Source organism: Psychrobacter sp. 4Bb (assembly GCF_002836735.1).
In the GTDB taxonomy this organism is placed as follows: Bacteria; Pseudomonadota; Gammaproteobacteria; order Pseudomonadales; family Moraxellaceae; genus Psychrobacter.
This window is the reverse complement of record NZ_PJAS01000060.1, coordinates 42,945-67,289: the sequence shown is the minus strand read 5'-3', so window position 1 is coordinate 67,289 and position 24,345 is coordinate 42,945. Positions and strand designations below refer to the sequence as shown.

Here is a 24,345-nt window from a genome sequence, read left to right as displayed (position 1 = left end):
GGCTTATTTTATTACTGTATAAATCTGCTGATTAATAAATGTTGCACTGATATGTGCTAAAAAAGGCCTAGCAGGATGTACCTGTTAGGCCTAAGTACAGCTGGATATTAGCAAAGTATCTAAAAGCTCAGCGGATCACGCATATTGCATTAATACATACTCTGCTATCGAACAGCAGCTTTAGATAGTACGTGCGAACTCTTGGATTTCAAAGACTTCGATCTTATCGCCAGCTTCAACATCATAGCCACGAACGGCCAGACCACATTCCATACCAGTACGTACTTCGTTAACGTCTTCTTTATAACGACGCAATGATTGCAATTGACCAGTAAAGATAACTTGATCATCACGCAATACGCGGATAGGTTTGTTGCGATAAATTGTACCTTCGACCACCATACAACCAGCAGCAGCACCAAACTTACTAGAACGGAATACTTCACGAACGTCTGCAACACCAAGGATTTTCTCGCGATGTTCAGGAGCAAGCATACCGCTCATTGCTGCTTTAACATCATCGATCAAACCATAGATTACGCTATAGTAGCGAATATCCATGTTAGCAGTATCTGCTTTACGGCGTGCAGTAGCATCTGCACGAACGTTAAAGCCTAAAAGTACCGCTTCACTCGATTCTGCAAGGGTTACGTCAGACTCAGAGATAGGACCAACACCTGAACTGATCACTCTGACTTTTACTTCATCAGTAGACAATTCATTTAGGGCAGCTAGTAGTGCTTCAAGTGAACCACGTACGTCTGTTTTCAGTACGATATTCAAGAATGACACATCGCCTTGGCCCATCTGATCAAACATGCTTTCTAAACGCATGGCATTTTGACGCTCAAGTTGACGCTCACGCTCACGGTTGGTTCTAAAGTCCGCAACTTCACGAGCTTTTTTCTCATCCGTTACAACTAGGAACTCGCTACCAGCAGCAGGTGTCTCAGGCAGACCTAAAATCTCTACAGGGATAGAAGGACCAGCTGACTTGATACGTTGGCCATGCTCGTCAGTCAATGCACGAACTTTACCATAATGCTCACCAGCTAGAACCAAGTCGCCTTGTTTCAAGGTACCTTTTTTGACGAGGACACTAACAACAGGACCACGACCTTTTTCAAGTCTTGACTCAATAACCACACCCTGAGCAGCACCGTCTAATGGTGCTTCTAGTTCCATTAACTCAGCTTGTAAGCTAATGAACTCTAGCAAGTCTTCGATACCTTCGCCTGTTTTGGCTGAGATACGAGCCATTGGTGTATCGCCGCCCCATTCTTCCGAAACAACTTCTTTCGTCGTTAATTCATTAAGAACACGGTCAGGATCAGCGCCCGGCTTATCCATTTTGTTGATAGCAACAATAATCGGCGTACCAGCTGCACGTGCATGATCAATCGCTTCTGCTGTTTGTGGCATCATGCCATCATCAGCTGCAACAACCAATACAACGATATCAGTCGCTTGAGCACCACGTGAACGCATTGCGCTAAACGCTGCGTGACCTGGAGTATCAAGGAAAGTAATAACACCGCGATCAGTTTTTACATGGTAAGCACCGATATGCTGTGTAATGCCGCCCGCTTCACCATTCGCAACTTTCGTTTCACGAATTTTATCTAGTAGTGAGGTCTTACCATGATCGACGTGACCCATAATAGTCACTACTGGTGGACGAGTCTGGATATTACTACTACGCTCATCAACTGCGTACTGTAAGTCATCTTCGACTTTAGTATCACTAACTGGTACTGGGTTGTGACCCATTTCTTCAACAAGCAAGCTTGCGGTTGCTTGATCAATCGTATCTGATTCATGAGCCATTTCACCCATTTTCATAAGTAATTTGGTTACTTCGCGAGCTTTAACTGCCATACGCTGAGCAAGATCGGCAACTGAAATTTGCTCACTAATCTCGACATCATAGACAATTTTTTCAACAGGTTTTTCAAACTTATGTTGTGATGCTTGAGTTGAACGCAAACCGTTTTTGCGGTTTTTGATTTCGCGCTCATCTTGGTTTTTACGACGACGACCACGAGTACCAGTACTGTTCGAACCGCGCTTGATTTCGCGACGTTCTTTTTCGAAAGACTCTTCTAGTGCATCACCGACCAAACCTTCAGCCAATGGCTCATCTTTACGTACTTCAGTAACAGGCTCACGATCTGTATATTTACCAGCCATTTTGCGCATTTGCTCAAGTGTACGCTTTTGCGCTTCTTCAGCTTGTGTGCGGCGGGTTTCTAATTCGATTTCACGCAGACGCGCTTCTTCTTTCTCACGAGTCTCGCGAGCTTTACGTTCAGCAGCGGTTTCAACTTTAGGCTTGGTTGCAGCAACTTTCTTTTTCGGCTGCTCTTTAGGCTTAACTTCAGCAGTCGCTTTGCCGCCTTTTTTGACGACAACTGATGTAGAAATATCATCGTTTTTGTCGTCTGATTTTTTGCTAGAGCCTAAGCTTGCGCGCATTGCTGCTAGTGTTGCTGCTTGACGCTCTTCCGCTTTTTTCTTAGTAGCGGCGCGTTCTTCAGCTTCTTTTGCTGCACGTTCTTGAGACTCAATTAGAGCCTGCTCACGAGCAGCTAGCTCTTCAGCCATTTTTTCTGGATCAGGCTTTTCAAATACTTTCTTTTTACGCACTTCTACGTTGACGCTCTTAGATTTACCAGAAGAGCCGGTCACACGTGCAGTACTGGTCGTCTTAGATTTAAGACTAATACGACGCTTTTCTTGTTGACCATGACTTTGCTTTAAATACGTCACCAGCTTTTCTTGCTCAAGCTCGGTGACTAGGTCATCCTCTGCGCGAGCAGGCAGGCCAGCATCTACTAATTGCTGCTTTACAGCATCTGTAGTTTTGCCTACCATTTCTGCCAGTTCTTTGACGGTCTTATCTGCCATTTATTATCACCTACTGTCTATTATTTGCTATATGTTCAATTCAGTTGTTGGCTACAAATGATTGGGTTAAGGCTGATACTTATAAATAATATCAGCGCTTTATTCTCAATAGCATATCACCAAAAGACAGCGATATGCAGTTACCGCTTATTCATCGAACCAAGATTCCCGAGCTTTCATGATGAGTTTTCCTGCAGTTTCAGAGTCTAATCCTTCGATATCTTCTAGATCGAAGACGGCTTGTTCTGCCAAGTCATCAACAGTAATGATGTCTTTTTGCGCCATTTTATAAGCCCAACTGACTGTCATACCTTCAAGCTCTTGAAGCTCTTGACTTGGCTCTTTCATGTTCTGTTGTTTGACCAGTTCATCAGCGATGACAACTTCTTTAGCCCGCTCTTGAATCATATCAATCGCTTCATCGTCTAGACCTTCGATATCATAGAAAGTCTCAACTGGTACATAGGCAACTTCTTCGATACTGGTAAAACCAATATCGACCAACGCCTGTGCTAAATCTTTATCTACTTCTAGGCGCTCATAGAATAATTCAATAAACGCTTTCGATTCGTTTTGTTGACGTTGCTGATACTCTTCTTCAAGCATCATATTAAGCTTATAGCCCGTCAACTCAGACGCTAAACGTACGTTTTGACCTTGTGAGCCAATAGCACGCGCCAACTGATCATTGGTGCTAAAGATAATATCTGCCGTTTGCGTATCTTCATCTAAAATGATACTGCTTACGTCAGCAGGCTCTAGAGAGCTGATGATGAACTGGGCAGGATCATCTGACCATACCACCACATCAATACGCTCACCGTCTAACTCTTGCTGTACTGCTTGGATACGTGTACCACGCATACCAATACAGGCACCAACTGGATCAATACGATGATCGTTAGTCTTCACGGCTATTTTAGCACGAGTACCTGGCAGACGAGCGACGTTACGAATTTCGATAATTTGTTCTGCAATCTCAGGCACTTCTTTTTGCATCAATGCTGATAGCATTTCAGGATGCGTGCGAGATAACAATAACTGCGCACCGCGGTTTTCACGGTTCACATGGTACAAGATAGCGTTGATACGCGACTTTGCACGAAGTTGTTCACGTGGCAACATTTGATCACGTGACAAATAACCTTCGGCATTGTCACCCAAATCGATGATATAGCCATCACGAGTCTGTTTTTTGACTTCGCCATACATCATCTCACCAACACGTGGCTCGAAAGCATCTGCAACTAATGCACGCTCAGCTTCACGAATCTTTTGGATGATGACCTGTTTGGCTTGAGTAGCAGCAATACGACCAAATTCGATTGACTCAATTTGCTCTTCTTTAATATCACCAATTGACCATTCTTCCTGATCAAGATCGGTGATAGCAAGCTGACAAGCTGGCATTTCATGGTCTTCATCTGCAACCACTGTCCAGTAACGATAAGTATCGTAATCGCCAGTTGCACGGTCGATTGCTACCCGTACAGCCACTTCTGGCTGCTCGGTATATACTTTCTTTTTAGTCGATACCACCAAAGCGTCTTCAATTGCTTCAAAGATATCTTCAGGATTTAAGCCCTTTTCATTACTGACAGTTTCTACTACCGTTAAGATTTCACGACTCATGCTATACCTGTCCTATCATTTTTTAATTGACTTAAATTTTATAATTTGGGTGCTGCTATTATATAGTTGCTATAAGCCACATAAGCTATTGGAAGATAAAACTGTCTATCTATAAACAGTTACCCTAGTAAAAATCTAGGCATCTTCATAAATCAAATTGGCTTTATCAATATTACTTAATGCAATCTCAAACTGCTCGCCATCACTTGACGTCAGTTTTAAAGAGTTTTCATCAATACTATCTAAAGTACCTGTGGCTTTACGACGTTTCTGATCGCCTGTACCGATAGCTTGAATCAGACGCAAGCTCACAGTTTGACCAACATACGCATGCATTTGCTCATCTGAGAAAAACGCACGGTCAAAACCAGGTGAAGATACTTCTAAGATGTACTCACCAGCGATAGGATCATGAACTTCTAAGATACCGCTTACTTGATGGTTCACTGCCGCGCAATCTTCAATCGTTACTTGTTTATCTTGGGCTTGCTCTTCTGGCAATGCCTCAATATAGATACGTAGTAAAGAGCGACGACCTTGTGGCGCAAACTCGATACCCCATAGTGACACATCACAAGCGGCCACGGCAGGGGCAATAATATTAGTCAGTTCTGCAACTTTAGTCGAAAGCTTCATAATCTCTTTGTATTTTCCTATTCACTTATCTATCGTACTTAGTAAACCATATTAAAGATTGACTCTTATCTATATATAGCAATCTTGTAATGATAAGAATAACGGTCAGTATATAATTTTAAATCACAAATATATGATACATATTGTGCATTTATATAGGGACGAGCGTAAAAAACATCAAGCTCGGCCAAACAATGCTTTTATTATTTATAAAGCACTACTATCGATAAAAGTATGAGGAATAAAAGATAGTGTTGCTTAAGAAGCATCGTGCCGGTAGCGGCCGATGATGACCAGTGACGAGTAATATCATACTCTATAGACTTAGAGCTTAGCATAAGTAGGATAGATACCGCGATAACACTGACCTTCAGATACAAAAAAACCCACAAACATAATGGTGGGCTAATCGGTACTGACAAATTTAGTGTACAAAACATCAGTATAAAAAGTGGTAGCGGGGGCTGGATTTGAACCAACGACCTTCGGGTTATGAGCCCGACGAGCTACCAGACTGCTCCACCCCGCATCAATCTAGAACGCATATTATAGGGAGGTTTCGTAGAAGTGTCAATACTTTTTTTAAATTAATTATAAAATTAGTATTATCTACTAAAAATCCAACCTGACGCTATGCTGCGTCTGTAAAACTTGGTGCGATTGGGGGGACTTGAACCCCCACAGCTTTCGCCACCACCCCCTCAAGATGGCGTGTCTACCATTCCACCACAATCGCATTGTACTGCTCTGCTTCTATCATCCAGTCTATAATCAATAATGCTTAAGGTAGGCATCTACAGAACAGGAGTTGCGAAAACAGGAAAGCATTGTAAATCTAACCTATCAAAATAGCAAGCGCTGCCTACTTAAAAGAGGCTTACTCAGGATTTTGAGTCAATGGACGCGGCGTTTGCGGTGCTGAAACTGGCGCATCTAGACGAAACTGATCTTCTGCTTGCTTACGCGCATGAACAGCAAGCGTCATACTCGTAATAAAAAATATGACCGTTAGTACTGCCGTAGCACGTGTCAAGAAGTTAGCAGTTCCTGCTGCGCCAAACACGGTACCTGATGAACCAGCACCAAAAGAAGCTCCAGCGTCTGCCCCTTTACCATGCTGTATCAGAATCAAGCCGATCATGGCAATGGCCACAATAATATGCAGGGCTAATATAAACGTAAACATGGTGGCCTCTTTTGCCGCGTAATGACGACTGATAACGGAAAATAAAACGTAAGGTTAATAGAATGACAATCGGCATGATCAAATGCCAAATCGACTATATAAATAAGGCGCATTGTACACGATTGCAAGGGTAGTGTTAAACCTACTTTTACTAACCGATAAAACCATACTCTCTATAAGCTATGATCTTGATATCTGAGCGTTATTTATTCATTTAAGCATTGGCTTGGTTAAAGGCATCGGCAATCCCTAGAAAGCTCTCTGCTTTTAATGAAGCACCGCCTACTAGTGCCCCATCAATCATAGCATCAGAAGCAAAACTATTGGCATTATCAGCATTAACACTACCGCCATACAATACGGTAATCGTATCTGTTATATCAGCAAAGCTTGCAACCGTTTGCTTGATATACTGATGAGTCTTACTCACTTCTGCCACAGTAGGCACTTTACCTGTACCAATGGCCCATACAGGTTCGTAAGCGACGAGCAGCTTTTCAGATAACGATGATGCTAAACCTGGCTGCTGAGTCAGTAAGTCTTTAATCACCGAGAGTTGCTCATTGATAACCTCGAGTGTTTGACCATTGTCATACTGCTCTTGCGTTTCGCCGATGCAAAACACCACGCCTAATTTCTGAGAAAACGCATGAGACAATTTGCTTATCAGGCATTCATGAGACTCTTTGTGATATTGACGACGCTCAGAGTGGCCAAGTAGCGTCCAAGTAGCACCTGCATCTGCTACCTGTTGTGCTGAGCAGTCACCCGTATAGGCTCCTGTACTTGCACTATAAGTACTAACGTCCTGTGCGGCACAGAGTATTGAGCTATCTGCTAGACGTGTACTCACTGTACTTAAATGCACACAACTGGGCGCTACCATTAATTTACAGCGGTTTTTTGATGTCTGCGAGTTGGCTTGTTCTTCAGTATTAATTTTAGTCAATAAGTCGTCTAACAATACATTGACAGCACTGTTAGTCGCAGGATTCTGTTTCCAATTGCCAATTACCCAAGCTTGCATACTTATTTACCTTGTCTCATGTATTCATGCCAATTCGGCTAATATGCGCGTCAGTATAACAAATAATTCGTAAGTGCTATAGTAGCGTGCCACCATGAGCAGAATCACTTCTGCAAACTTATCTACAGATAATACATCAATAGACCGTTATTTTTACGAGCTAGTCGTCTAATGGTATATATAATTTTTTCAAACTAAAGTAAAGTTCTATACTACAGAGTTTATAAAATCAAATATTATTGCTAGTTCTATATATAGATATACAGGTAGATAGGATAAACAAAGCAAGACAGTTATCGACTAGCAACGACAAGTGTATAGCTTGTAATATCAAGCATTTCTACAGAATATTTTGTATCAAAGGAGAGGTTACAATGTCTATCGCAACCAGTAAGTACGGCGGTCTAGCGCAGCAACTGATTAGCGACGGTGTCGTTAGCGAAGCGAATATGAAGACGGCGCAGATTGAGTCGCAACAGCAGCAAATAGGACTGGTACCCTATCTGGTAGACAATAAATTGGCCGATGCTTATCAACTTGCCCAAATGCTATCCCAAGCTTTCGGCGACCCTCTATTCGATCTTGATGCATTAAACGTTGATGTTATTCCAAAAGACTTGGTGGATGAAAAAATCGTTCGCAAGTTTAATGCATTACCACTCTTTAAACGAGGACAACGCCTGTTTGTCGCACTGAGTGATCCCACACGCGTTGATGCTATTGATGCGATTGCTTTTAACTCTCGACTGTCGATAGAAACCATTGTTGTCGAAGAAAATAAGCTTAAAAAGCGTATCGAAAGTGCATACGCAGATACGATGCAGAGCTTTGATAGCTTCTCTGATAGTGATTTAAATGTCGATTTCGATGATGGACAGGAAGAGGAAAACGAGACCAAGCTTGATGATGGTATCGACGAAGCACCTGTTGTAAAGTTCGTTAATAAAATGCTAGTCGATGCTATCCGTATGGGAGCTTCTGATTTACATTTCGAGCCATACGAAAAGTCTTTTAGAGTACGATTTCGCGTCGATGGCGTCATGCAAAAAATGGCCAATCCACCAGTTCAACTTGCGAATAAAATTGCAGCACGCTTGAAAGTCATGTCGCAAATGGATATCTCAGAACGTCGGGTACCGCAAGATGGGCGTATTAAGCTTAAAATTTCTAAAAATAAAGCGATTGATTTCCGGGTCAACTCACTACCAACACTGTTTGGTGAAAAACTTGTTTTACGTATCCTTGATCCATCCTCAGCCATGTTAGGTATTGATGCGTTAGGGTATGAACCAGATCAGCAGGAAATGTTTCTAGAGGCGTTGCACAAACCGCAAGGTATGTTGCTTATCACTGGTCCTACTGGTTCTGGTAAGACAGTATCACTTTACACTGGTATCAACATCTTGAATACTGGCGCAACCAATATCTCAACGGCTGAAGATCCAGTCGAGATTAACCTTGAAGGAATTAACCAAGTCAATGTCAATGCTAAAGTTGGTCTAACGTTTGCCAATGCGCTTAAGTCTTTTTTACGTCAAGACCCTGATATTGTCATGGTCGGTGAGATTCGTGACCTTGAGACTGCTGAGATCGCTATTAAGGCAGCACAGACTGGACATATGGTTCTTTCTACTTTGCATACCAACTCAGCACCCGAAACACTAACGCGCCTACGTAATATGGGCGTCGCCTCTTTTAATATTGCCACATCAGTCAACCTAGTCATTGCTCAACGATTGGCACGACGTCTCTGTAAGAACTGTAAAAAACCTATTAACATCCCGCGTCAGAGCTTATTAGAGATTGGTTTTACCGATACTGATCTAGATAACACTGATAACGTTATTTATGAACCAGTCGGCTGTAATGAATGCCGTGAAGGCTATAAAGGTCGTGTAGGTATCTATGAGGTGATGAAAGTGAGTCCTGATATTTCACGCATCATCATGGAAGATGGTAACGCAATAGATATCAAAGACGCTGCCATCAAAAATGGTTTTCGCGACCTACGTCGTTCTGGGATTTTAAAGGTGTTGCAAGGTGTCACGAGTATTCAAGAAATGATGCGAGTAACTTCTGAATAATAAATAAAATTTATATTATAAGTCTTAGTACTCCAACTATTAGTTGGTAACTGATTCATAAACCAGCAATGTTCTTTATCAGATACTTTTAAAAATAAAACAGATAGACACTGGTTTTTTACGCTAAAATAAAGTATGCCTGACTGGTATCTTAAGTCTGGTATTCTATTGTAAATATACAATATATATTGGACCATTTTGAGGGTAGTACTATGGCAAAAGCTAAGACTGATATGTTGTTAGACTTTGTTTACGACGGTGTAAACCGACGCGGACAGAAGGTAAAGGGCGAAACTACCAGTCGCAGCTTAGAGTTAGCGAAGGCAACCCTACGTAAACAAGGTATCACGGTTAAAGGGATTAAGAAAAAACCAAAGCCACTTTATACCTTCAAGAAAGCCATTAAAGCCATTGATATTGCTATTTTTGCTCGGCAATTAGCAACAATGATGAAAGCAGGTGTACCGTTAACTCAGTCTTTTGAAATTGTCGCCGACTCTCTCGATAATCCGAGTATGAAAGACTTAGTATTGCAAATAAAAGCAGATATTGAGGCAGGTGGTACCTTTGCCTCTGCCTTGCGCAAACATCCTCGCTATTTTGACGATTTATTCTGTTCACTCGTCGAATCGGGTGAACAATCCGGTGCACTTGAGACGATGCTTGAACGAGTCGCTACTTACAAAGAAAAAAGTGAGCTTCTCAAAGCAAAAATCAAAAAGGCAATGAAATACCCTATTGCTGTAATCATAGTTGCTATCATTGTCACCATGATTCTATTGATAAAAGTAGTACCTGTATTCTCTGATCTATTTGAATCATTTGGCGCAGAGCTGCCTGCCTTTACACAGATGGTAGTTAGCATGTCTGAATGGATGCAGGCATGGTGGTTTATTCTTATTATTGTTATCGGCGGTGCAATTATTGGCTTTTCAGAAGCTAAAAAAAGATCTAAGAAATTTCGTGACTTTTTAGACCGTGCTGTCTTAAAAGCTCCAATATTCGGCAATATCGCCTATCAAGCGATTATTGCACGCTTTTCTCGTACACTATCTACAACTTTTGCCGCGGGTGTTCCACTTATTGATGCCCTAGATTCTACTGCCGGTGCGACTAATAATGTTGTATTTTATAATGCCACTCAGCAAATTAAGAATGATGTATCCACTGGTCAGCAATTACAGTTTTCCATACGCTCGACCAACCTATTCCCCAGTCTAGTCATTCAGATGGTTGGTATTGGCGAAGAGTCTGGTAGCTTAGAAGAAATGCTAGATAAAGTCGCTGTCTACTACGAAAACGAAGTTGATAACGCTGTTGATGGATTGACCAGCTTGATGGAGCCGTTAATTATGGCAGTGTTAGGTGTGTTAGTTGGTGGCCTAGTCATCGCAATGTACTTGCCAATTTTCCAAATGGGCTCAGTAGTAGGATAATGATTTGATGCAGTTTATACAGTTACTACAAGAAAACATCACCCTAGCTTTATTCGTGTTTGGCCTATTAGGTCTTTGCGTTGGTAGTTTTTTAAATGTTGTGATTCATCGCATACCGCTGATGATGGTGTATGGTTGGAGACAGGAGTGTAGCCAGTTTATGTCTGAACAGGCAGATATGCCACGCGAGCATACGCTACCCATAGCAAATATTGTCGCTACTGACCAACCGATTACTTTAAGTCGACCTGCATCGCGCTGTCCTCATTGCGCACATAAAATTAAGTGGTATGAAAATATTCCTTTAGTAAGCTGGCTATTACTACGTGGACGCTGTTCAAGCTGCAAAGCATCTATTGGTCTGCGTTATCCTCTCGTTGAGCTAGTCACTGCCTTCCTGTCTGTGTTAGTAATATATAAGTTTGGGGTAAATACTACAGGTTTGTTCGCATTGGTTTTAGTATGGACACTGGTTGCTCTAACAGGTATCGACTTTGACACACAGCTACTACCTGATCGTCTAACTTTTCCTTTGGCAGGCTTAGGATTGGCGGTAAACTCACAAAGCTGGTTTGTCTCACCAACACAGTCGATATGGGGATTACTATTTGGGTTTTTATCGCTATGGATAGTAGTCAAGGTGTTTTATTTAATCACTAAAAAACATGGAATGGGTCAAGGTGATTTTAAACTATTGGCAGTATTAGGTGCTTGGCTTGGACCTATGATGTTACCCTTAATCATCCTACTATCGTCTTTGCTTGGCTCTATCGTTGGATTGATCTTGATGAAAAAACAGGGTGAAAGTCGACCTTTTGCTTTTGGGCCTTATATCGCTATAGCAGGTATCGTTGCCTTATTATACGGCTCAGATATCGTTAGCTGGTATCTTGGTATGTATGTCTAATAACTGATAGCGTACACTAGATTATTATAGTAAATTTTCGGCAGTGACCCATGAACGAAACCTTAAAAGGCCGATTGTGAGTTCAAAACTGCATTCATTGTTCTATCTGTCAGATAAGCCATTATTATGTCAAAAAATACATCGCATTCTTATTCACACCAACCACAAACCTCGCAACCAAAAAATAAGAAGCTTGTGGTTGGTTTGACGGGTGGTATCGGTAGTGGTAAATCTGCCGCTAGTGCTTGGTTTTCTGAGCAAGGGATCGATATTATCGATGCCGATGTGATCGCTCATGAGATCGTTACTAAAGGCAGCGATACTCTGCGCAAAATCCAAAAAAGATTCGGTGATTGGGTGTTAAATGGTGATGGGTCAATGGATAGGGCCGCTGTACGTACGCATGTATTTGCAAACCCTGAAGCGCTTATTGAGCTTGAGGCGATCACGCATCCAGCGATACGTGAGACAGCGAAAGCACAGTTAGAGTCTAGTACCTCAGCTTATGTGGTATTGTCCGCACCTCTACTCATTGAGGGAGCAGAAGCGGGTCTTGCCAATTTATGCCAACGTATCCTTGTGATGGATGCCACCGAAGACACGCAGCTTGCGCGTGCCAGTCAGCGTGATGATCAAAGTATTCAAAAAATCAAAGCCATTATGACCAACCAGCTTAGTCGTGAAGAGCGCAATCGTCATGCAGACGATATCATACTCAACGAGAGCGACCTTGCCTCTCTATACTTACAGCTAGAACCCCTACACCAAGAGTACCTTACGCTTGCCCAGCAGCTAAAGTTCGCTGGCGATTAACCTCATATAGAGCCATACCAGTAGCGACGCTTACGTTTAAGCTTTGTAGGTTGCCATGCTCGTTTCCTGACATCGGAATATAAACCAACTCATCGCAGCTCTCCATTGTCAGGCGGCGCATCCCCTCTCCTTCTGACCCCATAATGATGGCGATTTTGCCAGTCAGATCAGCGGCATGGATAGGCTTCGCATCGGCATTGAGCGCCGTACCAAACACAAATACTCCTGCGTTTTTGATGTGCGAAAGTGTACGTGCCAAATTGGTGACACTAATAATCGGCATCATCTCTGCGGCCCCAACAGATACTTTAGCGACTGTGGGCGTCAGGCTTGCTGCATGGTGCTTCGGACAAACCACGGCGTCCACACCCATTGCTACGGCTGTGCGCAAGCAAGCGCCAAAGTTATGTGCGTCTGTGATTTGATCTAGCACTAACAATAAGCACTGTTCGCGACCAATAATGGTATCAAGCAGACCTTCATCAGCAAAACCTAGCGGACGAGCATTGAGTACCACGCCTTGATGCTGCGGGCTACCACATAGCTGTGTCAGCTTATCTTTTTGGGTCGGCTGGATACTGATACCATTAGCTTCCGCCTCAGCCATAATCGCTTGTACATGACTATCACTTTCGCGTCCCTGTTGCACAAACAAGCTAAGACCATCCAAAGGGCGGTGTTTAAGTAACGCATCAATGGCATGAATGCCGTAAAAATAAATGGGTTTTGCCATAATATGCCTGCTAAATATGAAGTGGATATCGCACTGGGCGACGGGATAAAAGAGGATAACGTCGGCTTTAACTGTCATAGCTCATTGATGATGAGAAAACAGTAAATCAAACGTCAAAAAAGAAATAAACAATACCAATCCGATATTGTTTATTTTCTCGAAACACTAATGTGTGATAGAACAGGCGCTAGAATGAAAGCTCAAGCGCCCTATTAATAATATCAGCCTTCTAGATGACAGACATATTGAACAATCTCTTCAGTACGTAGGTTAAAACCGCTATTGCCTTCAACGACAAATGATTGACCTGCACGGTAGTAGCTGAATTCATCATCACCATTGATCTTCACTTCACACTCACCACTGGTGATTTCAATACGCTCAGAGGTATTAGTGCTAAAGTGATAATGCTCAACCAAGTTGTCACAAGGTAAGATCACGCCTAGCGTTTTATGGCGACCATCCTCAAACATAATGGTATGGCTTGAGCAGCGACCATCATAAGATACTGTCGCTTGGGCATTAACTGTTACGTTAGTAAATTGCGCCGCTGTCATAGTGGCTTCCTTATCAAATAATTATGGCAAAACTAAAAAATAAGTAACGGGTTAAAGTACTGACAGAGTTGCACTGGGCTTCAAATACGCGACCAGTAAGCAAACATGCCTGCTTTAAATACTTTATCCCTCTATAGTAGATATCTGCGCGCTAAAGGTAGCCACAGGTTCTATGAAAACGCTTTTGAATAATGATCGAGTGGCATATTTTTCACCACTATACGCCTACAATTTTACAAAATTATGACTCGTTATTAGGTTGCATAGCGCATCAAACTCATAAGAAGAGTTTATCATTATGTGAGATTATGCTACCACATTATATCTATAAAGTTTGTTAAAGCGACTAGGAAAATTCTATTCGATGGCAAGTATCTACCCGTTCCTTTAATATTCATTTGGTATTTTTCTAGGCGGATGCTAGACCATCATTTTAGGTACCTTTTTATCATTATCAGTCAAAACACTTCTTCTCATACTATGCTTATCTTTGGATATCCAATGACCCTAATGATTAATATCATAGGTATTATGTCGATGATTTATTGTCAGTTTTTAATAGTTTTATGGTAATCTCCCAATAATAAATTCTGTTATACCTCGTCTTAAAGTTTGTATTTACGCACATTTAACACCATACTATTTGCCTACAATATTTATCTAATTAGCAAGTTTAAATAGATATTTTCACTTCCTTATTTACCCTATTTATAGATGGCTTCCTAAGATTTATATGATGTCCATTGTCTGTCCTGAGAGGCGTTGATGCTAGTATCGTTAACTTTACATCAGTTTGCGTTGATTGCTCAGCATGAGCTGAGCGTGGCTGAAGGTTTTAATGTCATCACTGGTGAAACAGGTGCTGGCAAGTCGTTATTGCTAGATGCACTATCACTATGTGTCGGTGAGCGAGCAGACAGTGCAATGGTCAGGCATGGCGCTGCGCATGCAGATATCTACGCTCAATTTGATGTAGAAAATAACAGCGTCGTCGCTGACTGGTTTGCCAAAAATGATCGACCGCTAGAAGAGCCTGAAGTACTTATTCGTCGACAATTAAGCAATACTGGCCGCTCAAAAGCATGGCTAAATGGTTCACCGGTTAGCTTAGCGGAGCTAAAGAGTTTAGGTGCTTTACTGGTCAATATACATAGCCAACATGCTCAGCAAGCATTACTTAAGCCGCAATTTGTGGTGCAATGGCTTGATGAGATGGCACAGATAACACCGCTAGCCATCCAAACTGCCAGTAGCTATCAAGCCTATCAGCAGCTAAAACGTCGCGCAGATGACATCGCGAGCCGCGAAGCCCAGCGTCAAGATCGTATTCAGTTGTTGCAGAGCCAATTAGCAGATATTGCCCCGTTATTAGCTGTGGATTACGCAGAAGTTGAATCTGAACACGAAGAGCTCTCCAATATTGAAGCCTTAATGCAAGAGGCCAGTCATGGTCTGCATTTGCTCGACAATGATACTGATGAACCAGACGTCATGACCTTGCTCGGACAAGCAATTAAACTCTGTGACAACCAAGTAGGCGTTAGCCAAACGTTTGAACAAGCTTCTGAACAGCTACATCTAGCACAGCAGCAAATCACTGAGGTGACTGCGCTGCTATCAGATTATGCCGAACAGCAGCTACCTGATCCTGAACGATTGCAAACACTAGACAATTTAATCAGCTTAGGACATCGTCTGTCACGTAAGCATAGCTTGCCAGCGAGTGATTTAATTGATGAAGCAAAAGGCTGGGAAGCGCAATTAGAGCAGCTAGAGAACGAGCCAAGTAGTGATGCAATGGCAGCGCAAATTGATCAGGCTTGGCAAGACTATCTCGCTCTGGCCACACAGTTAAATAAAGAGCGCACAAAAGCTGCCCCGGTAATTAGTAAGCAACTCATCAAACAACTACAACCGCTTGCGCTACCCAATGCTCGCTGTGAATTTGTCTTTACCAAAAAATCTGAACCTAGTCATTACAATGCACAAGGTTGCTACGATATTGATTTATTATTCAGCGCCAATGTCGGTATGCCAATGCAGCCCCTACATAAAATTGCTTCAGGTGGTGAACTGTCACGTATGGCACTCGTGATGCAAGTACTACAAGCGACCAATGCTGATAACAATGCCGCCAAGCCTATGTTGGTATTTGATGAGGTTGATGTCGGTATCAGTGGCGGTACTGCGCAAGTGGTTGGCGAACTGCTACGCTCGCTTGGGCAAACACAGCAATTGCTAGCCATCACACACCAAGCACAAGTCGCAGCACAAGCGCATCAACATATCTTGGTACAAAAGCACCATCAAGAACAGACCGAAAGCGAGCTACTCATACTGACCAACAGTGCGCAAGTAGACGAGTTGGCGCGTATGTCTGGTGGTGTCATTATTACTGATGTCACGCGCGATCATGCCCGCAGCTTATTATCCGATGTTAAATAACGCTCTACCTGACCTATCTAACGTTAAATAACCGTTCGTTTTCATCAAAACGGATGGTTATCTGAGTCTGTATGATGGTCAGTAGCAATTAGTGCGAATCTTGCTTTTCTGTTGATTATCACCATATAGTAGTCTTTCACCCTTATTATTAGGTTGCATTTGTTTCTATGTCTAAAACCAATTTGACCCATCATTTTTTGATTGCAGCACCAGAGCTGTCAGACCCAAGGTTTGAGCAGGCACTTATATATATTTGCCGTCATGACAAGCATGGTGCGCTAGGTCTGATGGTCAATCGTCCGCTCGAGCAATCTCGCGTAGGTAAGCTGCTAGAAGATTTAGATATTGAAGTGACCAATCCGCAGGTGATGGAAGATGTGGCATTAGAGGGCGGCCCTATGTATCCTGAGGTCGGCTTTGTGCTGCATACTGGTCAGCCAGAATGGGCGTCTTCTTTTGCTATTTCGGAGAACGTTTGCATCACAACTAGCCAAGATATTCTAAAACGTATCGCCGCAGGTCAAGGCGTCGGTCACTATCAGCTGTGTCTAGGTCATGCCAGCTGGGGTAAGAAACAGCTAGACCAAGAACTGAGTAATGGTAATTGGTTAGTCTGCCCTGCTGATCTGAATTTATTATTTGATACACCGTTTGAAGAACGCTGGCAAATCGCAGCCGACAAAATCGGAGTCAATTTCGACTATCTTAGTAGTGACATAGGTCATGCGTAATCTCATACGCTCTGCGAATTTAGATAAAGACATAAAGGACACCCATTACTATGGTAGATAGTACTTTTACAGCCAGTAGCACAGACGCTATAGATAATGACATTGATATTGATACTCTCGATAACGGTAGCAATAGCACTGCTGAAACTATTGAGCCAGAGGTAAAGCCGCATCTTATCTTGGCACTAGACTACGGTGTCAAAAAGATGGGAATGGCACTCGGTAATACCATCACACAGACGGCACGTGCCTTTGACATTTTGGCAATGAATAACGGGCAGCCAGATTGGGACAACTTAATTGGTATCATCAAAGTCTGGGGCGTGGCGCAAGTCGTGGTTGGCCTACCGCTTAATATGGATGGCACTAGCTCCATGCTTTCAAAACGAGCGCACAAATTCGCTCGTCGTCTGGCCCATAGAATAATGGAGCAGCATTTGCCAGTGACCGTATCACTGTGTGATGAACGGCTGACTTCAATCGAAGCAAGAGAAATCGCATGGGACAATGGTTGGATCAAAAACGAACGCGACCCAATCGATGATATCTCCGCTTGTATCCTAATGTCGACCTATTTTGCTGATCCTAATAGCAGTATCGCTATCGATGCAATCAAAGCAGAATAAAGCAGCCAAATAGGTAAAAGACACGTGTGCGGCTATAATGTCACTTCGATACATCGTACCTATTAACGGATAAATGACTGATTACTATGACCACTGTCTCAGACCAATCTTCGCAACATAAGTCACAGCATGGTTTTGCTCCGCTTGCTATTGCCCGTATTAAAGGTGCACAGCGTGCCAACCAAATAGCGATTTATCTCATTTATGCGGCTATTTTCGCATTTGTGGTCTTTGGCACGATTGCTAGTATCAAAGCCTTCCATGATAACCAGTTGCTTTATCAATTATTTTATAATTTGCCCTACGCCCTGGTAGCCCTCACGATACCTATTACTATTTACGATGCATTGGTCGTTTATCGTTATCGCTTAAATCAACCGTCGATGATTGCCATGAGTATTGGCGTATCGACTATTATATTGGTTGGTGGATTAATTTTTGCCGATACTGCATGGTTGGGACTATCTTGTTGGTTGGGCGTGGCATTTTTATTTAAAGTAAGCTTTAAGCGGTTTTTTAACTTTTTAGAAGTAGCTGGTACGCCTGATGCCGATGAAGAGACTGAAATTACTGAAGCGTAGATGATCTACAAAGTACGCCACTATAAGCACTTAAGCAAACTCCTCACCCTCAAATTCACTTATTTAGCTTCACGATAATGACTATGAACACTTCTATACCAGACACGCCTATCCACCATCACTTAGATACTCAAGGGCTGATCTGTCCTGAGCCCGTCATGATGCTACACCGCGTTATTCGAAGAGCAGATGGTGGGGAAGTGATTGAAATATTGGCGACAGATCCAGCTACCACGCGCGACATTCCGAATTTCTGTCGTCATTTGGGTCATGAGCTAATCGGTCAAGAAACGCTAGCTGAAAACGTGAGCTTAGATGCTGATCCTGATGAAATCACCATCGATAGCGATGAGGATACGCCTGCAAGCGTGACGCTATATCGCTATCTAGTTAAGAAAAAAATGGCATGATAGGTTTGGCATTATTTTAATAACTGTCTGTTATTGCTAACTTAACCCCTACCTGAGTATTGTCCTATGAGCCGTGATCGTGCCGTGCAACAGCGTCAACCTAAAGCATTGGCGGTCGATGATGAGCCAGCTTATATGACTGAGTTTCGTCAAGCCATGCTAGCGCGCGGTCTAGCGACGCGTACTCGTAATGCTTATGTCCGTGACCTACGCTCTTGTGAGCTGACCAATTCTATCGCCCTGACACGCTGGCAGCCTGATGATGTGCTGCACTGTCTGTCACTCCTTGCTCAAGATGGCAAAACCCCACGTACCCAAGCGCGTATGCTCTCAAGCTTGCGTCAGTTTTATCTATGGATGATCGCCAGCAATCTACGCGAAGACAATCCTTGTGAGCGTATCAAAAGCCCAAAGCTAGGTCGTCCGCTGCCAAAAGACTTAGCCGAGGCTGACGTAGATAATCTCCTTGCCGCACCTGATACCAGCACCGCGCTAGGTCTCCGTGATAAAGCCATGCTAGAAGTTTTATACGCCTGCGGTCTGCGGGTGAGTGAGTTGATCAACCTCTCATTAGAGCAAGTGAATCTAAACTCAGGCTGGCTACAAATCACGGGGAAAGGTAATAAAACTCGACTGGTGCCCCTCGGCGAATATGCAGCGGATGCATTGGAAGATTATCTTTCTCATGGACGTGGTGATTTGATTGCCCATTTGAAGTCGGGGAATTGCCAAGCGGTGTTTTTGACGGCGCAAGGTGGTTATATGACGCGGCAGAACTTTTGGTATCTACTTAAGAAGTACGCCAAAGTTGCCAGTATCGATAAAGAGTTATCCCCGCATACGCTACGTCACGCCTTTGCCACACATTTGCTCAATCATGGTGCAGATTTAAGAAGTGTGCAGTTATTGCTAGGACATAGCGATTTATCCACCACGCAAATCTATACTCATGTTGCAACGGCAAGATTGCAGAAATTACATGCCGAGCATCATCCACGTGGGTAGCCTTACCATATTGTCATATGGGCAGCATTGAAATCTAATATTATTGATGATTGTAAAAGGAATATATCGTGTCGCAAGCTCAACCGTCTGCTTTAACGAAGCGTCAAAACTCTGCACTTAGAAACCTCACTATCATGGGTTATTTAGAAGGTACGTCTTTTCTATTGTTACTTGGTATCGCGATGCCACTCAAATATATGTTCGATATTCCAGAAGCGGTAAGCTATGTCGGTCCAGTGCATGGGGTATTATTCGTTGCTTATGTCATGGTATTAATCATCACCGCGAGCAGAATAAAAATGCCGCTTTGGGCGCTACCTGCTGGTGTGCTCGGCTCGTTTTTGCCATTCGGACCATTTATATTTGATCACTTATTAAATAAGAGTTTGAGTAAGTAGTTTCAAGAAAAATTCAACATCAGGAACGATATATGGCTCAACGCGGCTAACTATAATGCTATTCTATTCGCCTGCTTCATCTATCGCTATACTTGGATTACGTGCCTGTATCTCCCGATAAAAACGTGACTTGTCTTTTGGTGAGATTAGTATTTCTTCATCTTGATATGATATTTTAATCCTATCCAATGATAGTGCTGGCGCAGAACTCATACTTCGAGTCGGCGTAATATAGGTGATATCTGTAATCTCAATTTTTTGAACAGAGAATCCACTATCTACTTGTAGCTGTTCGTTCGTTAATATGTACTGAGTACCGAAAAAAGGGATGAGCATTAGTGCTGCAATAGGTATGAGAGTAACCGTCATTAATATGGTTTGTATGAGGGATTTGTGAGCACCTCGCTTCCACTGCCATAATGGAACAGACACAGTAAATAAACTCAAACCCCAAAGTAACAGTGCAAGCCAGAAGTCTACTTTAGATACGAATGTAATGTCTGGCATAAATAATACTTAGCAACTATCAGGTTAAATTTGATTCTATCTTAAGCGATGCCTCTTATCTAATGTCTCTAACATTTTTCTTAGAATTTTTTGCGATATAGCAAAATGCAGTTCTAGAAATAGATAGCTGCAAACCCATCCTTTTCTCGTTACAATACCCTTATTAAAGTGCGTCATGATATACATGCTGCCTAAATGGGCTGCGCACTACCTTTTTCCTATCTATTATCCGAGAATCCCATGAGCCATAGACCACCTGCTGACCTATTAAAAAACGCCGAACACTGGCGCGAAGATATCAATTTTCGCCAAGAAGTACTGGGTAAGCCGTTTGATTTTGCGACCACGTGGGGCATTTTTTCACCGCAAAAGCTCGATGATGGTAGCTTGATGCTGCTTGATTATGTAGATTTTGAGCAAGATGATGATTCGATCGATTTAGGCTGTGGTTATGGTGTACTTGGTATGACGGCAGCGCGTGAATGTCCGAATGGTCAGCATACGCTGATTGATAAAGACTTTATGGCGGTAGAATACGCACGCCGTAACTGTGAGAAAAATGGTCTAAACAATGTTGATGTGCATTTATCAAATGGCTTTAATCATGTGGCAAAAGACAAAGACTTTAGTCTTGTGATGTCAAACTTGCCAGCCAAAGTAGGCAAAGAGCAGCATTATTTATATTTCCTCGATGCCTATGCGCGTATGCGTAAAGGTGGCCGTTTTTATGTCGTCACCATCAATGGCCTACGCCAATTTGTTAAGCGCTCGTTTACCGAAGTGTTTGGCAATAGCGACAAAATCAAGCAAGGTAAAACCTATACGATTACGATGGCGACCAAAGACTAGTTTTAACTTTGCCTGATTGAATTTCAGCCATTTAAACTGAAGCTTAAATTGAAATCGACATAAAAAAGCACGCTAAATTAGATTTAGCGTGCTTTTTATTTGGTATAACCAACTGTCTTTTTACATCTGGCGTTTTATCAAGTATCCACCCAATAGCGCGCTGCCGATAATCGGCAATAGCACCATAAGCATCGGTGAAAAGCCTGTGGCTAGCGATACAAAACCAACTAAGTCTTGAATATAGCTAAATAGTAGTCCAAACAACAACGCCACGACGATACGCAAGCCTAAGCTGTGCGTCCGTAGCGAGCCAAAGACAAACGAGCAAGCGACAATCACCAGCGACAATATCGATAATGGCGATAGTAGCTTTTGCCAAAATGCGACTTCATGATCTAAAGAACGATTGCCCTGCTGATGCATAAACGTGCGATGCTCATACAGCTGCGTCAATGACAAATCTTCTGCCTTACGCGTTAGCAGATACACAGACTCTGGGGCAAAAGGTAAGCTTAACGTATCTGATGGTGAAATAGCTTGGCTACTCTCAAAGCCCTGATTGATAGAGAGCTCAACCATATCATTTAGCTGCCACTCGTAACGATACTGCTCGCTTGGCTTTTCACTATTCACATCAATTGGTTTACGGCCAGTATACTTTCCACCTTCCGCATGGACAGCGGTTTGCAAATTTCCGTTGTTATCCAAATGCCAGCGTTTCACTTCGCCAATATTGCCTGCGACATCAGCATAATCGATATATAAAACGTCGCTACCATCAGGTGTAGCACTGCCATCTTCTGCGGTTTCAAATCGTGGCTGTATCGTCCAGTAGCCGCGTACTGAGGTGACCAGTGAGGTGCTATCCTCATCATTAATCTGTTTTGCTAACTGGTTAGAGGACGGTAGGACGAACTGATTGATAGCCAATGCCAGTAGTACAAATATCAAAGCGGGCTGTAATACCCAGCCGACGATACGATAAATACTGACCCCAGCCGCGCGCATGACGACCAGCTCACTTTTATTGGCCAACAAACCTAAGCCTATGACAGCACCCAATAGCGCACCCGTTGGAATAAATTGCTCTAAAAAGTAAGGCGAACGATAAAAGATATATTTGAGCGCCTCACCCATGGTGTAGTTATCATCTAACGAATCCAGCTCTGATAAGTAAGAAAAAATCAGCTGTAATGCCCATAAGCCAATGACGGCAGCGATAATAGCCAATAGAGCGTTGAGTTTGACATAGCGACTAAGGACTTTTAGATTGGCAGGTTTCTTAGCCAATTGATCAGACTTGGCTGACTTAGCAAATAAAGAGCGCATTAAGACTGCCCTCCTTGTGAGCTGTTGTTCTGGTTATCTATGTCATTAACTGAGTTAGTTGCGGCAGCGGCTAGCCTATTTTCTTGTTTGCGAAAGCGCAATCGATGTTGCACGCGGCTACCCCAATTCATATAAAGCGCCAATGCCATAAATCCTAAGATAAGCCATGCATACGCCCATACGCTGATGCTGTCTTTGCTCACTGCGTTTTTTAGCGAGATGATACCTAATGCACAGCTGACAAATAATAAGATAGAAGGAAACAGGCGCAGCCAACGTCCTTGACGCGGACGGACTTGCGCCAGTGGCACGGCCAACATAGGCGCGATAATCATCAGCCATGGTAGCGCCAAACGGTAGCCAAGCTCACCTTGTGCAGCACGCATTGCACTATTAGTGCCTGATGGTGAGCTACTCGTGGCGGCTTGCCACAATGGTCCAATCTGTTGCGTTTCAATATTATCTTCGGTGATAACTTCCTGTGAAGACTCAGTCAAGGTGATGCGATAACGATCAAAAGCGACTTGGTTATATTTCAGACTGCCTGCGCCAACTTCGTAACGACGTCCTTGGAACAAATCCAACTGAGTCACGCCGCTATTGCCGGTATCCACTTGCTCAGCACGCTTAGCCAGCGTAATGGTGTCTTTGCTAATGTCCTTTGCACCACTATTTATAATATCTTTTGATATGTCAGAAATACCAATTTGTTCGGCTGTTTCACTGTCAATCGTGTTATTCATATCAGTGGCAGTAGCATCGACACTTTCGGCAGCACTACCTTTTTTCGCAGGTTCAGATTGGATCAAGATCACATCTTGCAACTTTTTCTTATCATCGCTGAGACTACCCACGTATAAATGATAATTGCCGCTACTGATAAACTCGTTCGGACGAATCAAATCAAACGCACTGGTTAATGCTTGCTGCTGCCAGACCGCCTCAGACGAGCGGACACCCCAAGGTTTACCAACGACAGATAGCGCCGCCTCGCCGACGAACAATGCCAATATTAATGGTGTCATTAACCGAGCAAGCTTACCTCGAGATACGCCACTAGCATTAATCACTGCCATTTCTTGATCGACATATAAGCGGCCAAATACCAGCATCAAAGCGATAAAGAATGCTAACGGTAAAATCAGCTCTAAAAAATACGGTAGGTTATACCCAATGATCGTAAACAGTAGGCTGACGTCCAAACGACCTTCAGCAGCGATGCCAAAATAGCGTATCAAACGACCGCCGAGCATCATCACTACCAAAAACCCCAAAACTAAGGCAGTGGTCGAGGCAACTTGTTGTGTCATGTAGCGGCGTAATATCACAATGGGTACTCTTAAACAGTTAGTATGCGCGCGATTGATGATAGGTTTACTGAATATCTAGGACGTACGACGACATATCATCAGCATGATATGGGCCATTTACATACTCAAATAACGGTAAACGTTACTGAGCGACTGGTTAGTCATACTCAATAAACACAAGCAACAGATATAACCGCTAATGCTAGCATGTTTTGCCTAAAAATGGCTGTGAAATG

The 24,345-nt window shown here is 42.9% G+C and carries 22 protein-coding genes and 2 tRNA genes; 12 read left to right on the top strand and 12 right to left on the bottom strand.

What is annotated here, in order from left to right:
* Positions 1-180 precede the first annotated feature (180 nt).
* The 7 genes from infB to tpiA all read right to left on the bottom strand — a co-directional run bounded on the left by infB (position 181) and on the right by tpiA (position 7,388).
* Positions 181-2,907 (bottom strand): translation initiation factor IF-2, encoded by a 2,727-nt coding sequence (gene infB, locus CXF60_RS07005; RefSeq protein WP_102091358.1) that lies wholly within the window; start codon positions 2,905-2,907, stop codon positions 181-183.
* A gap of 147 nt (positions 2,908-3,054) precedes the next feature.
* On the bottom strand, positions 3,055-4,539 hold the full coding sequence (gene nusA / locus CXF60_RS07000; protein ID WP_057757751.1) for a transcription termination factor NusA: 1,485 nt from the start codon (positions 4,537-4,539) through the stop codon (positions 3,055-3,057).
* 135 nt (positions 4,540-4,674) lie between these two features.
* Complete coding sequence (rimP, locus tag CXF60_RS06995; protein ID WP_057757748.1) at positions 4,675-5,175, bottom strand: ribosome maturation factor RimP; 501 nt, start codon at positions 5,173-5,175, stop codon at positions 4,675-4,677.
* Positions 5,176-5,627: 452 nt separating this feature from the next.
* Positions 5,628-5,704: transfer RNA gene (locus CXF60_RS06990), tRNA-Met, on the bottom strand.
* Between the two features lie 123 nt (positions 5,705-5,827).
* A tRNA-Leu gene (locus CXF60_RS06985) sits at positions 5,828-5,911 on the bottom strand.
* Positions 5,912-6,052: 141 nt separating this feature from the next.
* The gene (gene secG, locus CXF60_RS06980) at positions 6,053-6,361 is read right to left on the bottom strand and encodes a preprotein translocase subunit SecG (RefSeq protein ID WP_021814138.1); all 309 of its coding nucleotides are present in this window, start codon (positions 6,359-6,361) and stop codon (positions 6,053-6,055) included.
* Between the two features lie 214 nt (positions 6,362-6,575).
* Positions 6,576-7,388, bottom strand: a complete 813-nt coding sequence (gene tpiA, locus CXF60_RS06975) for a triose-phosphate isomerase (RefSeq protein ID WP_102091357.1) — start codon at positions 7,386-7,388, stop codon at positions 6,576-6,578.
* Positions 7,389-7,762: 374 nt separating this feature from the next.
* Here tpiA and pilB point away from each other — a divergent pair, with 374 nt between their 5' ends.
* The 4 genes from pilB (at position 7,763) to coaE (ending at position 12,628) form a co-directional block, all read left to right on the top strand.
* A complete protein-coding gene (gene pilB / locus CXF60_RS06970) occupies positions 7,763-9,472 on the top strand; it encodes a type IV-A pilus assembly ATPase PilB (RefSeq protein WP_102091356.1) in 1,710 nt (569 codons plus the stop codon).
* A gap of 212 nt (positions 9,473-9,684) precedes the next feature.
* On the top strand, positions 9,685-10,908 hold the full coding sequence (locus CXF60_RS06965; RefSeq protein ID WP_102091355.1) for a type II secretion system F family protein: 1,224 nt from the start codon (positions 9,685-9,687) through the stop codon (positions 10,906-10,908).
* Positions 10,909-10,915: 7 nt separating this feature from the next.
* A complete protein-coding gene (locus tag CXF60_RS06960) occupies positions 10,916-11,815 on the top strand; it encodes a prepilin peptidase (RefSeq protein WP_102091354.1) in 900 nt (299 codons plus the stop codon).
* Between the two features lie 126 nt (positions 11,816-11,941).
* Positions 11,942-12,628, top strand: coding sequence for a dephospho-CoA kinase (gene coaE / locus CXF60_RS06955; RefSeq protein ID WP_102091353.1), 687 nt, complete (start codon positions 11,942-11,944; stop codon positions 12,626-12,628).
* Here the strand turns inward: coaE and rlmB are convergent.
* Together rlmB and CXF60_RS06945 are read right to left on the bottom strand one after the other, a co-directional pair.
* Complete coding sequence (gene rlmB, locus CXF60_RS06950) at positions 12,591-13,361, bottom strand: 23S rRNA (guanosine(2251)-2'-O)-methyltransferase RlmB (RefSeq protein WP_102091352.1); 771 nt, start codon at positions 13,359-13,361, stop codon at positions 12,591-12,593. The two genes, coaE and rlmB, sit on opposite strands and share 38 nt — an antisense overlap.
* Positions 13,362-13,582: 221 nt before the next feature.
* Positions 13,583-13,918: a pyrimidine/purine nucleoside phosphorylase gene (locus CXF60_RS06945; RefSeq protein WP_057757729.1), complete on the bottom strand. Its 336-nt coding sequence runs from the start codon at positions 13,916-13,918 to the stop codon at positions 13,583-13,585.
* Positions 13,919-14,683: 765 nt separating this feature from the next.
* Here CXF60_RS06945 and recN point away from each other — a divergent pair.
* The 7 genes from recN to CXF60_RS06910 all read left to right on the top strand — a co-directional run bounded on the left by recN (position 14,684) and on the right by CXF60_RS06910 (position 20,114).
* Positions 14,684-16,363, top strand: coding sequence for a DNA repair protein RecN (gene recN / locus CXF60_RS06940; protein ID WP_102091351.1), 1,680 nt, complete (start codon positions 14,684-14,686; stop codon positions 16,361-16,363).
* A gap of 167 nt (positions 16,364-16,530) precedes the next feature.
* A complete protein-coding gene (locus CXF60_RS06935) occupies positions 16,531-17,094 on the top strand; it encodes a YqgE/AlgH family protein (RefSeq protein WP_102091350.1) in 564 nt (187 codons plus the stop codon).
* A gap of 50 nt (positions 17,095-17,144) precedes the next feature.
* Complete coding sequence (gene ruvX, locus CXF60_RS06930) at positions 17,145-17,720, top strand: Holliday junction resolvase RuvX (RefSeq protein ID WP_227673305.1); 576 nt, start codon at positions 17,145-17,147, stop codon at positions 17,718-17,720.
* 86 nt (positions 17,721-17,806) lie between these two features.
* Positions 17,807-18,301, top strand: coding sequence for a hypothetical protein (locus CXF60_RS06925; protein ID WP_102091349.1), 495 nt, complete (start codon positions 17,807-17,809; stop codon positions 18,299-18,301).
* An 83-nt stretch (positions 18,302-18,384) separates the two neighbouring features.
* Positions 18,385-18,711: a sulfurtransferase TusA gene (tusA, locus tag CXF60_RS06920; protein ID WP_102091348.1), complete on the top strand. Its 327-nt coding sequence runs from the start codon at positions 18,385-18,387 to the stop codon at positions 18,709-18,711.
* A gap of 66 nt (positions 18,712-18,777) precedes the next feature.
* Complete coding sequence (xerD, locus tag CXF60_RS06915) at positions 18,778-19,716, top strand: site-specific tyrosine recombinase XerD (RefSeq protein WP_102091347.1); 939 nt, start codon at positions 18,778-18,780, stop codon at positions 19,714-19,716.
* Between the two features lie 68 nt (positions 19,717-19,784).
* Positions 19,785-20,114: a DUF3817 domain-containing protein gene (locus CXF60_RS06910; RefSeq protein WP_102091346.1), complete on the top strand. Its 330-nt coding sequence runs from the start codon at positions 19,785-19,787 to the stop codon at positions 20,112-20,114.
* A gap of 63 nt (positions 20,115-20,177) precedes the next feature.
* On the opposite strand, the gene CXF60_RS06905 is transcribed toward CXF60_RS06910, so the two are convergent.
* Positions 20,178-20,621, bottom strand: a complete 444-nt coding sequence (locus tag CXF60_RS06905; protein WP_102091345.1) for a PH domain-containing protein — start codon at positions 20,619-20,621, stop codon at positions 20,178-20,180.
* Between the two features lie 240 nt (positions 20,622-20,861).
* Between CXF60_RS06905 and CXF60_RS06900 the strand changes: the two genes are divergently transcribed.
* Complete coding sequence (locus CXF60_RS06900) at positions 20,862-21,470, top strand: class I SAM-dependent methyltransferase (RefSeq protein WP_101204678.1); 609 nt, start codon at positions 20,862-20,864, stop codon at positions 21,468-21,470.
* Positions 21,471-21,590: 120 nt separating this feature from the next.
* Here the strand turns inward: CXF60_RS06900 and lptG are convergent, their stop codons facing one another.
* Positions 21,591-22,799, bottom strand: a complete 1,209-nt coding sequence (lptG, locus tag CXF60_RS06895) for an LPS export ABC transporter permease LptG (RefSeq protein WP_102091344.1) — start codon at positions 22,797-22,799, stop codon at positions 21,591-21,593.
* Positions 22,799-24,109: an LPS export ABC transporter permease LptF gene (locus CXF60_RS06890; protein WP_102091405.1), complete on the bottom strand. Its 1,311-nt coding sequence runs from the start codon at positions 24,107-24,109 to the stop codon at positions 22,799-22,801. Before CXF60_RS06890 ends, lptG begins: the two co-directional genes overlap by 1 nt.
* Positions 24,110-24,345: the final 236 nt, after the last annotated feature.

Excerpts from the sequence above, each read along its gene's own strand:
- infB (WP_102091358.1), bottom strand. The coding sequence starts at position 2,907 with ATGGCAGATAAGACCGTCAAAGAACTGGCAGAAATGGTAGGCAAAACT.
- nusA (WP_057757751.1), bottom strand. The coding sequence starts at position 4,539 with ATGAGTCGTGAAATCTTAACGGTAGTAGAAACTGTCAGTAATGAAAAG.
- rimP (WP_057757748.1), bottom strand. The coding sequence starts at position 5,175 with ATGAAGCTTTCGACTAAAGTTGCAGAACTGACTAATATTATTGCCCCT.
- secG (WP_021814138.1), bottom strand. The coding sequence starts at position 6,361 with ATGTTTACGTTTATATTAGCCCTGCATATTATTGTGGCCATTGCCATG.
- tpiA (WP_102091357.1), bottom strand. The coding sequence starts at position 7,388 with ATGCAAGCTTGGGTAATTGGCAATTGGAAACAGAATCCTGCGACTAAC.
- pilB (WP_102091356.1), top strand. The coding sequence starts at position 7,763 with ATGTCTATCGCAACCAGTAAGTACGGCGGTCTAGCGCAGCAACTGATT.
- CXF60_RS06965 (WP_102091355.1), top strand. The coding sequence starts at position 9,685 with ATGGCAAAAGCTAAGACTGATATGTTGTTAGACTTTGTTTACGACGGT.
- CXF60_RS06960 (WP_102091354.1), top strand. The coding sequence starts at position 10,916 with ATGCAGTTTATACAGTTACTACAAGAAAACATCACCCTAGCTTTATTC.
- coaE (WP_102091353.1), top strand. The coding sequence starts at position 11,942 with ATGTCAAAAAATACATCGCATTCTTATTCACACCAACCACAAACCTCG.
- rlmB (WP_102091352.1), bottom strand. The coding sequence starts at position 13,361 with ATGGCAAAACCCATTTATTTTTACGGCATTCATGCCATTGATGCGTTA.
- CXF60_RS06945 (WP_057757729.1), bottom strand. The coding sequence starts at position 13,918 with ATGACAGCGGCGCAATTTACTAACGTAACAGTTAATGCCCAAGCGACA.
- recN (WP_102091351.1), top strand. The coding sequence starts at position 14,684 with ATGCTAGTATCGTTAACTTTACATCAGTTTGCGTTGATTGCTCAGCAT.
- CXF60_RS06935 (WP_102091350.1), top strand. The coding sequence starts at position 16,531 with ATGTCTAAAACCAATTTGACCCATCATTTTTTGATTGCAGCACCAGAG.
- ruvX (WP_227673305.1), top strand. The coding sequence starts at position 17,145 with ATGGTAGATAGTACTTTTACAGCCAGTAGCACAGACGCTATAGATAAT.
- CXF60_RS06925 (WP_102091349.1), top strand. The coding sequence starts at position 17,807 with ATGACCACTGTCTCAGACCAATCTTCGCAACATAAGTCACAGCATGGT.
- tusA (WP_102091348.1), top strand. The coding sequence starts at position 18,385 with ATGAACACTTCTATACCAGACACGCCTATCCACCATCACTTAGATACT.
- xerD (WP_102091347.1), top strand. The coding sequence starts at position 18,778 with ATGAGCCGTGATCGTGCCGTGCAACAGCGTCAACCTAAAGCATTGGCG.
- CXF60_RS06905 (WP_102091345.1), bottom strand. The coding sequence starts at position 20,621 with ATGCCAGACATTACATTCGTATCTAAAGTAGACTTCTGGCTTGCACTG.
- CXF60_RS06900 (WP_101204678.1), top strand. The coding sequence starts at position 20,862 with ATGAGCCATAGACCACCTGCTGACCTATTAAAAAACGCCGAACACTGG.
- lptG (WP_102091344.1), bottom strand. The coding sequence starts at position 22,799 with ATGCGCTCTTTATTTGCTAAGTCAGCCAAGTCTGATCAATTGGCTAAG.
- CXF60_RS06890 (WP_102091405.1), bottom strand. The coding sequence starts at position 24,109 with ATGACACAACAAGTTGCCTCGACCACTGCCTTAGTTTTGGGGTTTTTG.